Annotated in this window: 13 protein-coding genes; 9 read left to right on the forward strand and 4 right to left on the reverse strand. The window is 58.9% G+C overall.

Annotated features, from left to right (window positions below):
* Positions 1-98 precede the first annotated feature (98 nt).
* From AC5YUO_RS18500 to AC5YUO_RS18515, 4 genes are all read left to right on the forward strand, one after another.
* Positions 99-2,030: a 5'-nucleotidase C-terminal domain-containing protein gene (locus AC5YUO_RS18500; RefSeq protein ID WP_496156276.1), complete on the forward strand. Its 1,932-nt coding sequence runs from the start codon at positions 99-101 to the stop codon at positions 2,028-2,030.
* Positions 2,031-2,384: 354 nt separating this feature from the next.
* On the forward strand, positions 2,385-3,419 hold the full coding sequence (hemH, locus tag AC5YUO_RS18505; protein ID WP_496156277.1) for a ferrochelatase: 1,035 nt from the start codon (positions 2,385-2,387) through the stop codon (positions 3,417-3,419).
* A 57-nt stretch (positions 3,420-3,476) separates the two neighbouring features.
* Positions 3,477-4,526, forward strand: coding sequence for an SPFH domain-containing protein (locus tag AC5YUO_RS18510; protein ID WP_496156516.1), 1,050 nt, complete (start codon positions 3,477-3,479; stop codon positions 4,524-4,526).
* 2 nt (positions 4,527-4,528) lie between these two features.
* Complete coding sequence (locus tag AC5YUO_RS18515; RefSeq protein ID WP_496156278.1) at positions 4,529-4,993, forward strand: NfeD family protein; 465 nt, start codon at positions 4,529-4,531, stop codon at positions 4,991-4,993.
* A 33-nt stretch (positions 4,994-5,026) separates the two neighbouring features.
* Here the strand turns inward: AC5YUO_RS18515 and AC5YUO_RS18520 are convergent, their stop codons facing one another.
* Positions 5,027-6,022 carry a KpsF/GutQ family sugar-phosphate isomerase gene (locus AC5YUO_RS18520; RefSeq protein WP_174058066.1) on the reverse strand — a complete coding sequence of 332 codons (996 nt, stop codon included), beginning with the start codon at positions 6,020-6,022 and terminating at the stop codon, positions 5,027-5,029.
* Positions 6,023-6,134: 112 nt separating this feature from the next.
* Positions 6,135-6,500 (reverse strand): PAS domain-containing protein, encoded by a 366-nt coding sequence (locus AC5YUO_RS18525; protein ID WP_400813645.1) that lies wholly within the window; start codon positions 6,498-6,500, stop codon positions 6,135-6,137.
* A gap of 420 nt (positions 6,501-6,920) precedes the next feature.
* Here AC5YUO_RS18525 and uppP point away from each other — a divergent pair, with 420 nt between their 5' ends.
* A complete protein-coding gene (uppP, locus tag AC5YUO_RS18530) occupies positions 6,921-8,420 on the forward strand; it encodes a polysaccharide biosynthesis protein UppP (RefSeq protein ID WP_496156279.1) in 1,500 nt (499 codons plus the stop codon).
* Between the two features lie 59 nt (positions 8,421-8,479).
* Here the strand turns inward: uppP and galU are convergent, their stop codons facing one another.
* Positions 8,480-9,367, reverse strand: coding sequence for a UTP--glucose-1-phosphate uridylyltransferase GalU (galU, locus tag AC5YUO_RS18535; RefSeq protein ID WP_003519549.1), 888 nt, complete (start codon positions 9,365-9,367; stop codon positions 8,480-8,482).
* Between the two features lie 195 nt (positions 9,368-9,562).
* On the opposite strand from galU, the gene AC5YUO_RS18540 reads away from it, so the two are divergent.
* Positions 9,563-10,786, forward strand: coding sequence for a lytic murein transglycosylase (locus tag AC5YUO_RS18540; RefSeq protein ID WP_496156280.1), 1,224 nt, complete (start codon positions 9,563-9,565; stop codon positions 10,784-10,786).
* A 63-nt stretch (positions 10,787-10,849) separates the two neighbouring features.
* Positions 10,850-12,085, forward strand: a complete 1,236-nt coding sequence (locus AC5YUO_RS18545) for an SGNH/GDSL hydrolase family protein (protein WP_496156281.1) — start codon at positions 10,850-10,852, stop codon at positions 12,083-12,085.
* A 26-nt stretch (positions 12,086-12,111) separates the two neighbouring features.
* Here AC5YUO_RS18545 and AC5YUO_RS18550 read toward each other — a convergent pair whose 3' ends face one another.
* Positions 12,112-12,285, reverse strand: coding sequence for a hypothetical protein (locus AC5YUO_RS18550; protein WP_496156282.1), 174 nt, complete (start codon positions 12,283-12,285; stop codon positions 12,112-12,114).
* 48 nt (positions 12,286-12,333) lie between these two features.
* Between AC5YUO_RS18550 and AC5YUO_RS18555 the strand changes: the two genes are divergently transcribed.
* Both AC5YUO_RS18555 and AC5YUO_RS18560 read left to right on the forward strand, forming a co-directional pair.
* Entirely contained in the window at positions 12,334-13,008 is a 675-nt protein-coding gene (locus tag AC5YUO_RS18555; RefSeq protein WP_400813639.1) for a response regulator transcription factor, read from the forward strand.
* Positions 13,005-14,360 carry a sensor histidine kinase gene (locus tag AC5YUO_RS18560; RefSeq protein ID WP_496156283.1) on the forward strand — a complete coding sequence of 452 codons (1,356 nt, stop codon included), beginning with the start codon at positions 13,005-13,007 and terminating at the stop codon, positions 14,358-14,360. The genes AC5YUO_RS18555 and AC5YUO_RS18560 overlap by 4 nt, the downstream gene beginning before the upstream one ends.
* Positions 14,361-14,441 lie beyond the last annotated feature (81 nt).

A 14,441-nucleotide genomic window follows, 5' to 3' on the forward strand; every position in this document is an offset into this window, starting at 1 on the left:
CGCTTTGAAAGACTGACATGTTTTCAGACTAGAAAATAAGCACGGCCGGAGGATGATCGACCGGCCCGGGCTTCCGCTTTGAACAGGAGAGAGGGACCATGAAGAAAATTTTGGGACTGGGCATGCTAAGCGTTTCGGCGATAACGCTTTCGGCCGGAGCGGCTCTGGCCGATTACGAGCTCAACATTCTTCACATCAACGATTTTCACTCCCGTATCGAATCGATCAACAAGTTCGACTCGACCTGCTCGGCGGAAGAAGAAGGCAAGAATGAATGCTTCGGCGGTGCCGCCCGTCTTCTGACCGCGATCAATCAGACCCGTGACGCCCTGAAGGCTCAAGGCAAGAATGTCCTCCTGCTCAATGCCGGCGACAATTTCCAGGGATCGCTGTTCTACACCACCTACAAGGGCACGGTGGAAGCGGAAGTGCTGAACGCCATGAAGTTCGACGCCATGACCGTCGGCAATCACGAGTTTGACGACAGCGAAGACGGTCTTGCCGGCTTCCTCGACAAGGTGCAGTTCCCCGTCGTGACCGCCAATGTGGTGGCCACCGCCGCCTCGAAAATCGGCGATCGCGTCAAGCCGTCCATCGTGCTCGAAGTCGGCGGACAGAAAATCGGTATCGTCGGTGCAGTCGCCAACGACACGGCGGAACTGGCAACGCCCGGTCCCAATATCACCATCGCCGAAGATGTCGCGAAAATCAGCGAGCAGGTGCAGAAGCTGAAGCAGGACGGCGTCGACAAGATCATCGCGCTCACCCATGTCGGCTATCCGCGCGATCTCGAATTCATCGCAAAAATCCCTGACGTCGACGTCGTGGTCGGCGGCCACACGCACACACTGCTTTCCAACACCGACCAGAAGGCTGAAGGCCCCTATCCGACCCTCGTCGACAATCCCGGCGGCTACAAGGTTCCGGTCGTTCAGGCCGGGCAATACAGCAAATATCTGGGCGACCTCAAAGTCGTCTTCGACGACAGTGGCGTGGTCAAGGAGAGCAAGGGCGATCCCATCCTGATCGACTCCTCCTTCAAGCCTGATGAAGCCACGCTGAAGCGCATCGATGAGCTGAAGGCGCCGATCGAGGCGCTGAAATCGAAGGTCGTCGGCACCTCGGAAGGCCCGATTGAGGGAGACCGCAAGGTTTGCCGCGTGAAGGAGTGCTCCATGGGCAATCTGGTGGCCGATGCGACGCTGGCGCGTGTCAAGGACCAGGGCGTGACCATCGCGTTCGCAAACAGCGGCGGCCTGCGCTCCTCCATCGATGGCGGCGATGTCTCCATGGGCGAAGTGCTGACGGTTCTGCCGTTCCAGAACACCGTCGCGACCTTCCAGCTGAAAGGCGAGGATATTCGCGCCGCTCTCGAAAACGGCGTCAGCCAGATCGATGATGGCGCCGGTCGTTTCATGCAGGTCTCCGGCCTGAAATATTCCTTCGACCGTTCCAAGCCGGCCGGCAGCCGTGTCGTTTCGGTCGAGGTCAAGGAAGGCGACGCCTTCGTGCCTCTCGATCCCGCCAAGACCTATATCGTCGCGGCCAATAATTACGTGCGCACCGGCGGTGACGGCTTCAAGGTCTTTGCGACCAAGGCCATCAATGCCTATGACTTCGGCCCCAACCTCGAGGAAGCCGTTGCGGCCTATATCACCGCCAACAGCCCCTATAAGCCCTACACGGATGGCCGCATCAGCGAAGTGACACCTGCCGGTTACGTCGCTCCGGCAAAGCCCGCGGCACCCGCGCCGGCAGCAACCGCACCCGCTCCGGCCGCCACACCGGCCCCCGCGCCCGCAGCGCCTGCCGCTACCGCACCGGCTGCCACAGCGCCGGCCACGACGACGCCTGCTGCAGCCGCTGCCGCCGCCAGCAAATATGTCGTTGAAAAGGGCGACTCGCTCTGGAAGATCGCAGCGGAGAAATATGGCGATGGCGCTCTCTGGAGCAGAATTGCCAAGGCAAATACGCTGAAGCATCCGAACCACATCGAGATCGGCGAGGAACTGGAACTGCCGGCTCAATAAGCCGCACGGGAACAGACAGGGCAATTTGCCGCAGACACGAAGCCGGCCCCCGGACATCGGGGCCGGCTTCTTATTTTCCTTTTAAAAACAAACCGTTATAGATCGGATTTTGGCAAGGGATATCCTGCGGCTCCCCCCGCCCCGGAAATAGCCTGCGTGGATGGTTTAATCCTGAAAAATTTCGTCTAGAACACGTGAACAAATTGACGGCACGAGCGTATAGCTCGGGCATTGCCGGCCCAACCCCGTCGCGGTTTGCGTTCGGCGCGCATAAACAGAAGATGGAGCGTTTCCGCCCTTGTCCGAAACGGAACCGCTCCTCACGCAACCAGTCCGAGTTTCAGGGTGTCATTCATGGCGACAGAACTATCCGCACTCCCCGCAAACCATCCCCGCACGGCATTTGGCAAGGTCGGCGTCCTGCTCGTCAACCTCGGCACACCTGACGGTACGGACTATTGGCCGATGCGCCGTTATCTGGCGGAATTCCTGAGCGACAAGCGGGTGATCGAATGGTCGCGTCTCTACTGGTATCCGATCCTTTACGGAATTGTCCTCAACAAGCGCCCACAGAAAGTCGGCAAGGCCTATGAGGAAATCTGGAACCACGAGCGCAACGAAAGCTATCTGCGCACCTATACGCGCAGCCAGGGCGAGTTGCTGGCGGAAACGCTGAGGGATCTGCCGAATGTCGTGGTCGACTGGGGCATGCGTTACGGCCAGCCCTCCATCGCCTCGAAGATCGACGCTCTGAAGGAACAGGGCTGCGAAAAAATCCTGCTTTTCCCGCTTTATCCGCAATATGCCGCATCGACCACGGCAACCGTGAACGACAAGGCTTTCGAACATCTGATGAAGCTGCGCTGGCAGCCCGCCATCCGCACCGTACCGCCCTATCACGACGATCCGGCCTATATCGAGGCGCTCGCCACCTCCGTCAAAAACCATCTGACGACGCTGGACTGGGAACCGGAAATGCTGATCACCTCTTTCCACGGCATTCCGCAATCCTATTTCAAAAAGGGCGATCCCTATTATTGTCACTGCCAGAAAACCGCCCGGCTGCTGCGCGAGGCGCTGGGGCGGACAGATAAAAATTTCATGATCACCTTCCAGTCGCGTTTCGGCCCGGAAGAATGGCTGCAGCCCTATACCGACAAGACGGTGGAAAAGCTGGCCTCCGAGGGCATCAAACGCATCGCCGTCATGAATCCCGGCTTCGTGTCGGATTGTCTTGAGACGCTGGAGGAAATTGCCGGTGAAGCGGGCGAGATTTTCCTGCATAATGGCGGAGAGAAATTTACCCATATTCCCTGCCTGAACGACAGTGCCGAGGGCATGAATGTTCTCGAAAAGGTTGTGCGGCGGGAGTTGCAAGGATGGGTGTAATCTTGCCATAACGATGCCGGGGTAAAACCCCGATAGTTCTGATCCGGAGGAAAAGTGATGATTGCATTGGGCGGTTTCGACATCGTCGTCATAGCGGCGGTTGTTTTGGTTATTCTGGTGCTGTTTGCCGGCATCAAGACCGTGCCGCAGGGGCATCGTTACACGGTTGAACGGTTCGGGCGCTACACCCGCACACTCGAACCCGGCCTGAACCTCATCGTGCCGTTCTTCGAAACCATCGGCTCGAAGATGAACGTGATGGAGCAGGTGCTCCACATCCCGACACAGGAAGTCATCACCCGCGACAATGCCAGCGTCTCCGCCGACGCGGTCACCTTCTATCAGGTGCTGAACGCCGCACAGGCGGCTTATCAGATCGCCAATCTGGAAATGGCGATCGAAAACCTCACCATGACAAATATCCGTTCGGTGATGGGCTCGATGGATCTCGACGAATTGCTGTCGAATCGCGACGCCATCAATGACCGCCTGCTGCGCGTGGTGGACGAGGCGGTGGGACCCTGGGGCATCAAGGTCACCCGCATCGAGATCAAGGACATCGCACCGCCGAAGGATCTCGTCGATTCCATGGCGCGGCAGATGAAGGCCGAGCGCGAAAAACGCGCGCAGGTGCTGGAAGCCGAAGGCGCCCGTAATGCCCAGATCCTGCGGGCGGAAGGCGCAAAACAATCCGCCATTCTGGAGGCGGAAGGTCAGCGCGAAGCGGCGTTCCGCGATGCCGAGGCGCGCGAACGTCTGGCCGAGGCCGAGGCCAACGCCACCCGCATGGTCTCGGAAGCCATCGCCGCCGGCAATGTGCACGCCATCAACTATTTCGTCGCCCAGAAATATACCGAGGCTCTGGCGGAGATCGGCACGGCGAAGAATTCCAAGATCGTGCTGATGCCGATGGAGGCTTCGGCGCTGATCGGTTCTCTCGGTGGTATCGGCACGATTGCGAAAGAGGTCTTTGGCGACAGGGGCGATGCGCCGACTGCGCCTGCCGCTTCCGCATCGTCCCGTTCCGTGCCGCCGACGCGGCCTTCCGGCCAGAGCATCAACGTCACGATCCCGGGTAATCCCTTCGGTTCCTCATCGGAGAAGTGACGATGCTGCAACGACTTGCCACTGAGCTGGGACCATGGAGCTGGTGGATCGTCGGCTTCGTGCTCCTGGCTGCAGAACTCATCGCGCCCGGCGTCTTCCTCATCTGGATCGGCCTTGCCGCACTGGTCATCGGTACGTTTTCGCTGTTTTTCTGGGAAGCGGCATTCTGGGCCTGGCAATTGCAGCTGGTGCTGTTTGCCGCACTTTCCGTGGTCTTCGCCCTTCTCGGCCGGAAATATTTCGGCCGGAACCGCGCGGCAAGCGACGAGCCCTTCCTGAACCAGCGCGAAGCAAGCCTTGTCGGCCGCACCGCAACCCTGCAGGAACCGATCGTCGAGGGACGCGGAAGGATCAGGCTGGACGATACCTGGTGGCCGGTCAACGGTGAAGACCTGCCGGCCGGCACCCGGGTAAGAATCGCTTCCGCGCGGGGCCGAACGCTGACAATCGAGCCGCTAGACCGATAGGTTCAGGATCAGCTTTTCAGGATCGGCGGAGCTTCAAGCCACGCCAATTCTCAAGAGATCATGGAAATGCACCAGCCCGATGGGCCGGTTGTCGTCATCGATGACAATCAGCGCGCCAATGTGGAATTTCTCCAGCGTCGCCAGCGCGCTGGTCGCCAGCACCGATTTTTTGACGGTCTTCGGCGTGCGGGTCATGATGTCGTCGACTGTCATCTCGGCAAGGTTGCGCGACAGGTTGCGCGCCATATCACCCTCGGTGACAATGCCGCACAGGCGGCCATCCTCGTCCAGAATGCCGACGCAGCCGAAATGCTTGCGGGAGAGAACGCCGACCGCTTCCGGCATGGCCGTTCCCTTGTTGACCAGCGGCACACGATCACCGGTATGCATGATATCGCTGACCAGTGTCAGGCTCGCCCCCAGCTTGCCGCCGGGATGGAACACCTTGAAATCGCCTGCGGTGAAATTGCGCGCCTCCAGCAGCGCAACGGCAAGGGCATCGCCCAGCGCAAGCTGCATCAACGTAGAGGTGGTGGGCGCAAGGCCGAGCGGACAGGCTTCCTGCTCATTGGGAACCAGCAACACAATGTCGGAAGCCTGTGCCAGCGATGAATTTTCAGAACAGGTGAGCGCGATCAACGGAATGGAGAAACGGCGTGAATAGTTGATGATGCTGCGCAGTTCCGCGCTTTCGCCACCCTTGGAAATGGCCAGCACCACATCATCGCCGCCGATCATGCCCAGATCGCCGTGATTGGCCTCCGCCGCATGCACAAAAAAGGCGGGCGTTCCGGTGGAGGCAAAGGTGGCGGCAAGCTTGGCGCCTATGTGGCCGCTTTTACCGACCCCGGTGATGATGAGGCGGCCATTCGACTGGCCGATGGTCTCGATCGCCTTGCAGAAGGGTTCGGAAAGACCGTTTCTGAGAGCATCCTCAAGGGCGGCAAGGCCAGCCCGCTCCATCGAAATGGTCCGCACGGCGGATTCGATAGCATTGTCTTCGACCAGTTTGACAGCGCGCGTAATCATGGCCGACTGTTACTCTTTCAGCCGGAATAAGTCCACTCTTCAGCCGGCTGACGCCGAGTTTTCGTCGATGCCACCCGAAACCCTTCGACGATTGCCGTATAACTGCATGTCATCAGTGACGCCGGTCCGGCGGAGAAATCTCCTCCATCGTTCCAAGCCGCTTGAAAGGGATGTTCTCTTCATCGACCAGATATCGCCCGAGCGTCCTTACCCATGAGACCGAGCCGTCGCTGCGGCGCACGGCATATTCCTGATCATAAAAACTCGCAGCCTTCAGGGTAATCAATGCCGTTTCGATCACACGGTTTCGATGATCCAGGTCCACTTTTTCGAGCATCTGAAAAATGCTGATGCCCTGCATCGCCTGTCGCAGTGGAATCCCGAAAAGTTCAGCACATACTTCGTCTAGATAGAAACGGTCATTGGTAATATCCCAACAATAAAAACCGACCTGCTTGGTGTTCAAAACGGGATTCATGAAACGACGCTGTCACACAAAATAAAATTCAATACCACTTGCTGAGCAATAGAAGATCAGCCCCTGTAAACTATAGGGCGATTCCGTGCCAAATTGAAACGTTTTAATCTTCTCATATTAGAAATATTTTGCATTTACGGCCATTTTCCTTCAATTCTCAGGGCGAATGAAATCGGGGCTACCGGATCCGATGATGGGTGTCGCTGATTTCCCGCCCCTGCCATAACGCTGAAATCCCGGCGATCTTTATCAACTGTTAACCATAAAAAACCTATTGTTAAAGCGATGTTAAAACTTGCGTCGCCTGTCTGGTCCCTGGTTTCCTCATGTCATTTCATCGGCCCGTCACGCATCGGGTCTGAGGAGATGCCCTGGTGGGCCTTCGATCCGGCATCGGCCCAACTTGCCGGGTGAAAAGGAATGAATGTGAAGGGCACCGCCACACGTCTGCCGACGTCGCGGAAAGCAGCAACCCTGCTGCTCGCCTGCACGATTTTTTACCCGCAGGGAAGCGCTTTTGCGCAGACCGTAACGACAGCCACACCGGCATTGCCGGGCGCCGCTTCTGCCGCAGATGGAACAGCTTCACCCACGGCGACAACGGAGAGCGGGCTGAGCACAGGTGCCGTTCCGGCCACAGCTGCGCCAGCGCCTGCACCGCAACTGTGGCGCCCATCCAACAATCCCGGCGATCCGATTTACGAACAGCAGGACGAGGCGGGCCAACCCTATGCCGAAGCCGAAAACCCCTATGAACCGACGGTGGATGGTGGCGAAAATCCACGGATAGCAACCGAACCCGGCCAAACGCCCGGCATCCGGCTCGGCACATTCCTGCTTCGCCCTTCGATCAGCCAGACGATCAACACGGAAAAGCAGACGAATACCGGCGGTCCTTCGAGACGTAACTATCTGACGACGGGCATACGCGGCACGCTCACCAGCGATTGGTCCCGTCACGCTTTGACGGTGACGGGCGACGGCGCCTGGGAGAGGAACTTCGGCAGCGACAAGGACGGCGAAGAACCCCGGGCAAGAATAGAGGCCGATCTGCGCCTTGATCTCGGTGAAGAAACGACGGCCAATCTCAAGGCCGGTTACGAATTCAGCCGCGAGGACACCACGGACCCCAATGCTCTGACCGGCGCTGCCGTGCAGGGCGGTGAGCACCGCTTCACCACCGGCGCGTCGATAGAGCGGGATTTCGGCAAGCTGCGCGGCCTGGCGGCGCTCGATCTGTCGCGCACGGTCTATACGGATGCGAAAGGCGTCGACGGCCGGCCGATCAGCCTCAGCGACCGCGATCAGAACGGCGCGAACCTGCGTGGACGCATCGGTTATGAATTATCGCCGACGCTTATCCCCTTCCTGGAACTGAATGCCGGGACGACCAAATATGACAGGCGTCTCGACAATTCCGGCTATGCCCGTTCCTCCAATGCCTATGGGGCGAAGGTCGGCGCGGAAGTCGATCTTGGCGAGAAGACCCGCGGCGAGGCCGCCATCGGTTATCTGCGCAAGCAATATGATGACGATCGTCTCGCCTCGATCGGTGCATTGACACTGGATGGCGAACTCAACTGGTCACCCCAGCGCGGCACGAACGTCAATCTTGGCCTGCGCACGACGATAGAGGATTTTGCCGGCGGACCGCAGGGTGGCTGGATTTCCTATCGGCTGGATGCCGGCCTGACCCACGAATTGCGCAGCAACCTCGTCGCCCGCCTGACGGGACAGATCGTGCATCGCACATTCCCCTCTTCCGATATGGAAAATGCCGTTGAATATACCGCAGGCGCCGGCCTGACCTGGGGTCTCAACCGCTATCTCGATCTGACCGCGGATGTCAGCTACCAGTGGACGCCGGTTTATGACAGCAGCGAGCTGCGCGTCGGCGCAGGGCTTGTCCTCAAGCGATAGGCTTCGGCCAAAAAGAAATCCCGGCGCTAAGGCCGGGATCCCGTTTCTGTGCTGGTGGATTACTTCAACCCGTCGATCAGGGCCTTGATCGGCTCTTCGATCGCAGGGCGAATATCGCCACGCTCCAGCGCAAAGGCGACGTTGGCGAGGATGAAACCGTCCTTGGCGCCGCAGTCGAAGGTCTGGCCGCGGAAATGATAGCCGGAGAACTCCTGCGACTTGGCAAGCGTCAGCATGCCGTCCGTCAGCTGGATTTCGTTGCCGGCGCCACGCTCCTGATTTTCGAGGATGTCGAAAATCTCGGGCTGAAGAATATAACGGCCGTTGATGTAGAAATTCGACGGCGCCGTACCCTTGGCAGGCTTTTCGACCATTTCAGTGATCTTGAAACCTTCACCCACGGCGTCGCCCACACCGACGATGCCGTATTTATGCGTCTGGTCGGGAGCGCATTCCTGCACCGCGATGACGTTGCCCTGGGTCTGGTCGTAAAGTTCAACCATACCCTTGAGGCAGCTTTTCTGCGAATGCATGATCATGTCGGGCAAGAGCACGGCGAAAGGCTCGTCGCCGACGATATCACGGGCGCACCAGACCGCATGGCCAAGACCAAGCGGCACCTGCTGGCGCGTGAAGCTTGCCGTGCCCGCCTTGGGCAGAAGGCCGGCCAGCAATGTCAGCTCGGCATTCTTGTTGCGCTCGCGCAGCATCTGTTCGAGTTCAAATTGAATATCAAAATAATCTTCGATCACCGCCTTGCCGCGGCCGGTGACAAATACAAAATGCTCAATGCCCGCTTCCGCCGCCTCATCGACGACGTATTGAATGACCGGCTTGTCGACGACGGTGAGCATCTCTTTCGGAACCGCCTTGGTTGCGGGCAGGAAACGCGTGCCGAGACCTGCGACCGGAAATACGGCCTTCCGAATTTTCTTCTGTTCTACCACATATCCCTCCTGAGAGATAAAACTTGATCACAATCCCCGCACGCTGTTGTTATTTCAAAAATAACAACGTTTTGTAAAGGGTGACGCTACCATCTATTAATGGTAAAGAATTTGTTGACGTTCTTTTGTTATCCATGATGACGCCCGATGCGTTTTCGCAATCGAAATGACATTCGAGAGAACGAAAGACAGACGATGACAAAGATGATCCTTTCAGATGTCCGCAAATTCGGCTGCATGGTTGTTGCAGGCCTGGCAATCTCGCTGGCGCCCGTTTCTGCCCGCGCCGATCAGGGATTCCGTCAGTGGATCAACCAGTTCTATGCAACAGCCGCGAAAGAAGGCATTAGCAAGGCGACCTATCAGAAGGCCTTTGCCGGTGTCAGCGAGCCGGATCCGGACGCGCTGCGCAAGGCCACCTTCCAGCCGGAATTCACCACGCAGATCTGGGATTATCTCGATTCCCGCGTCAATCCGTATACCGTGCGGATCGGTCGCGAAATGAAGATGAAACATGCGACGACCCTCAACTGGATCGAGCGCAACTTCAACGTCGACAAACATATCATTCTCGCCATCTGGTCGATGGAATCGAATTACGGCGCCGTTCTCGAAAAGCCGGAACGTCTGCACAACATCCCGCAGGCGCTGGCAACGCTCGCCTATTCCGATCCCAAACGCGCCAAATTCGCGCGCACGCAATTGATCGCCGCTCTGAAGATTCTCCAGGCCGGCGATGTCACGCCGAAACAGCTTACAGGCTCCTGGGCGGGCGCGATGGGTCATACCCAGTTCATTCCCACCAGCTACCTGCTTTATGCGGTGGATGCGGATGGCAACGGCAAGCGCGACATCTGGCACTCCGTGCCGGACGCGCTGGCAACCGCCGCCAATCTTCTTTCCAAGAACGGCTGGGAGCCCGGCCGGACCTGGGGTTATGAAACCGCCGTTCCGCGTGGCGGCGCCCGTTTTGAAGGGCAGACGAAAACCATTGCGGAATGGACGAAGCTCGGCTTCGCCCGCCCCAACGGCAAGAATTTCACCCGCGGTTCCGATCGCGCCATGCTGAAATTGCAGGGCGGGGCAAACGGCCCAGGTTTCCTGATGATGAAGAACTTCTTCACCATCAAGAAATACAACGCATCCGACAGCTATGCGCTCGCCGTCGGCCTGCTTGCGGATGAGATCGCCGGTTATGGCGGCATGCAGCAGAAGTGGCCGCGCCCCGATGGGACGCTGGATATTCGTGAAAAATTCGAGCTGCAGACCCGCATGAAGGAACTCGGCTATTATGACGGCGAAGTCGACGGGAACTTCGGTTCCGGCTCGAAAGCCGCCATCAGCGCCATCCAGTCGCGCATGGGTATGGAAACCGACGGCCAGCCGTCGCAGCGGTTGCTGAGAGCCCTGCGCAATTGATAATGTGCCGGTGAATTCGGCGGCGTCATGAACGCCGCCGATGCATCCGGAAAGGTTGATGTCATGAGTAGGAAACCTGCGGAAAAAAACGGAAGAACCGGCTGGCGTTTCTGCGCTGTCCTTCTTTCCGCTGTGCTTGCCGTGCCGCTCGTTCCTTCCGAAAGCTTCGCACAGGAGCAACGGCGCACCCTGTTTGAAATGCTGTTTGGCAGACCGGTGGGCCGCGATGGCGGATCCGGCAGAGAATACCAGCCCCGCAACCGCCGAGATTTTCCCTCTGCCCCGCGTGAAAGATCGGTCACCCGCCCGCAACCCGCCAGAAAAGCGCCCTCGGTGGTGCAGATGCGAACCGCAAAACCGGAGCCGGCGGCCAAGCTTGAAAATGCACGGCGCGTTCTGGTCATCGGCGATTTTCTCGCCGGCGGCATGGGGGAAGAACTGGTCAATGCCTTCGCCAGTTCGCCGGCAATCGCCGTCGATGTGCGAGCCAATGGTTCTTCCGGTCTCGTCCGCACGGATTATTACGATTGGTTCACCACCCTGCCGCAATTTATCAGCGAGACCAATCCGGCCACCATCGTCATCATGATGGGATCGAATGATCGCCAGCAAATGCAGATCGGCGATATCAGGGAAAAATTCGGCACGGAGGTCTGGTTCAAGGAATATGAACGGCGGATCGACGAGCTTCTCACCCTTGCCGGACGCCAGAAGGTGCCGCTGCTGTGGGTTGGCCTGCCCGCCTTCCAGTCGCCATCGCTTTCGGCCGATCTCGTCGGTTTCAACCGGCTTTATCGCAGCCATGTCGAAAAATATGGCGGTGAATTCGTGGATGTCTGGGACGGCTTTGTCGATGAGGCGGGGAAATTCGTCATCACCGGTTACGACATGAACGGCCAGCAGGCCCGCCTGCGTGAGGCCGATGGCATCGGCATGACCCAGGCCGGCAAACGCAAGCTCGCCTTCTACGTCGAGAAATTCGTGCGCAGGCACCTCGATAGCGCCGGGCCGGACCTCGTGAAACTGGATGGCAGCAATCTGCCAGCGCTCACCTCCCTGCCGGCACTCGGCATCGATGCGGGCCAGGTGCGCACCCAGCCGATCAGCCTGACCGATCCCAATCTCGATGGCGGCGACAAACTGCTTGGCGACGCCCCCGTTGCTTCCGGACCGACACGCGTATCCGTGGTGGAATCGCCACGCGAAAGGCTGACCAAGCGGGGCGAGATGGCCGACGCACCGGCAGGCCGCATCGATTACTATCGGGTGATGCCCGATACCACACAGGCAAAACAATAGACGCCTGCCAGCGATCTGGCGCCTCTTCAGCCGGCGTAATGTTCAGGCAATCCCCCAATGACAGGATAATTGCAGCTTTGCAGGAATGCGGAGATTGGCCACCAGCCTTCTCCGATCCCACCTTTTGCAGGGCGATATTTTTTCGACGGCGACGCGTCGCTTGCCCTGAGCGTCAACGTCACCGTTGCTTTTGACTTCATGCGCGCCCTTCCCCCGGAAGGCGTGCCGGACAATGCCGAGACGAATTCATGCGCCTGCTGCTTGTTGAAGACGAACGCGAAATGGCAGCAGCCCTGTCCGCCGCGCTCCACCGGTTCGATATTATCGTGGATACGGTCGGCACGCTCGATCTTGCCCGTCACGCCATCATGGACGGCGTCCACGACCTTGTCGTGCTTGACCGGCAATTGCCCGATGGTGACGGCATCCAGCTTATCGAAGATTTGCGGCTTCTGCCCGTCACTCCGCCCGTCATCGTGCTGACGGCGCAGGGCGCGCTTGTGGATCGGGTGAAGGGTCTGAATCTTGGTGCGGATGACTATATGGCCAAGCCATTTGCCGTCGAGGAACTGCTTGCGCGCATCCGTGCCCTGATGCGCCGCCCGGCCGGCGCCGTGACGATGACGGCAAAACTGGGCAGGCTGGAATTCTGCTTCGAGACCCGCGAAGTGCGCATCAAGGGCGAATTCCTTCCGCTGACCAGACGCGAACTGCTGATCCTCGAAGCCCTGTTGCGGCGACAGGGCAGAACGGTGCTGCGCTCCCTGCTCGAGGAGGCCGTCTATAATTTCGACGATGAAATCCAGTCCAATGCGCTCGATTCCCATATTTCCCGCTTACGCCGCAAGTTGGCGGCCGCAGATGCGGGTGTCGAGGTTCACGGCATTCGCGGTGTCGGTTACCTGCTGAGGGCAACCTCGTGAAATCGGCCAAAAGAAAATCGCTCAAGCGCCGGCTGACCATTCAACTGCTGCTGTTCCAGATCGGTAGCCTTTTCTTCGTCACCGCCGCCATTGTCACCTATATGTCGAGCGGCGGCGCAGGCAGCGCGCTGCTCAGCCCGGAGGCAGCCCAGATAACCGCCAACGCGATCATACGGAATGAGGATGGTCGACTGGTTCTCAAAGAAACGCCCGAATTCATCAACCTGCGCAGCAATACCTCCGATTTCTGGTTCGTCGCGGTCAGCGAGAAAGGTGAGATCGTGCAGGGCGGGCAGGTGCCCGAGGCGTTCAGCAACATGGATCAGCAGCTAAGCGACATCAAGGTCTCCGACGTGCGCGACGCGGCGCTGTCCTATTCCTATCTCGCCGTGGTGCGCATCGCCGTCGTTCGCCGCGCTTCGGGGCCGGCGGGAGAATTCGTCATGATCGGCAAAGGCGGCCCCTTCAGCATGACCTTCCCCGTTCTGTTGTTCTCGAACATATTGATCATGCCGGTCCTCATTCTCATGTCGATCGTGACGACCGTAACCATCCCCTGGATCATCCGCAGGGAATTTCGCGCCCTTTCCACCATCGCCCGCACGGCGGAAACAATCGATATCGACAGGCGCGGATACCGATTGCCGGATGGCGATATTCCACGCGAGGTGCAGCCGCTCGTGCATGCCGTCAACGGCGCGCTGAAGCGGCTGGACGACGGCTACGAACGGCACAAGCGTTTCATTCTCGATGCCGCCCATGAATTGCGAACCCCCGTCGCCATTCTCCAGACCCGCGTTGAAACGCTGCTGGACGGCCCTGCCCGCAGCAGGATATTGGCGGATGCCAGCCGTATCGCCGTGCTGGCTGAACAATTGCTCGATTTGCAGCGCCTTGGCGGGCAGAAGGCCCCTCTGGTCCCCCTTGATCTTGTCACCCTGTGCAGATCGGTCGTCGCCGATATGGCGCCGCTTGCCATATCGCAGGGATATGCGCTCTCCTTTGAGCCGGAGGAAGAGCCGATTCTCGCCCTTGCCGACGACGCCTCGTTGCAGCGCGCCCTGATGAACATCGTGCAGAATGCCATCGAACATGGCGGTAATCGCGGAACGATCACGATAAGGGTTGCGGCAAATCGGGTGATCGAGATAGCCGATGAGGGCAACGGCATTCCCGAGGAGGAACGGGAGCTGGTTTTCGATGCCTTCCACCGCCTGCGGCCGAAAGATCGCGGCACCGGGCTCGGGCTCAACCTCGTGCAGGAAATCGTCCGTTATCATGGCGGAGAGATTACCATCAGCGATGCTTCCACCGGTGGTGCCTGCTTTCGCATCACCCTTCCCTATTGCTGAGGAAGAAACCCACATTTTCGCAGCCAAAAGAAAAGGCCTGTTGCGTCTGCAACAGGCCCTCCCGGTTCGGATCATCTTCGC

Source organism: Agrobacterium sp. LEGMi-208b (assembly GCF_059511785.1).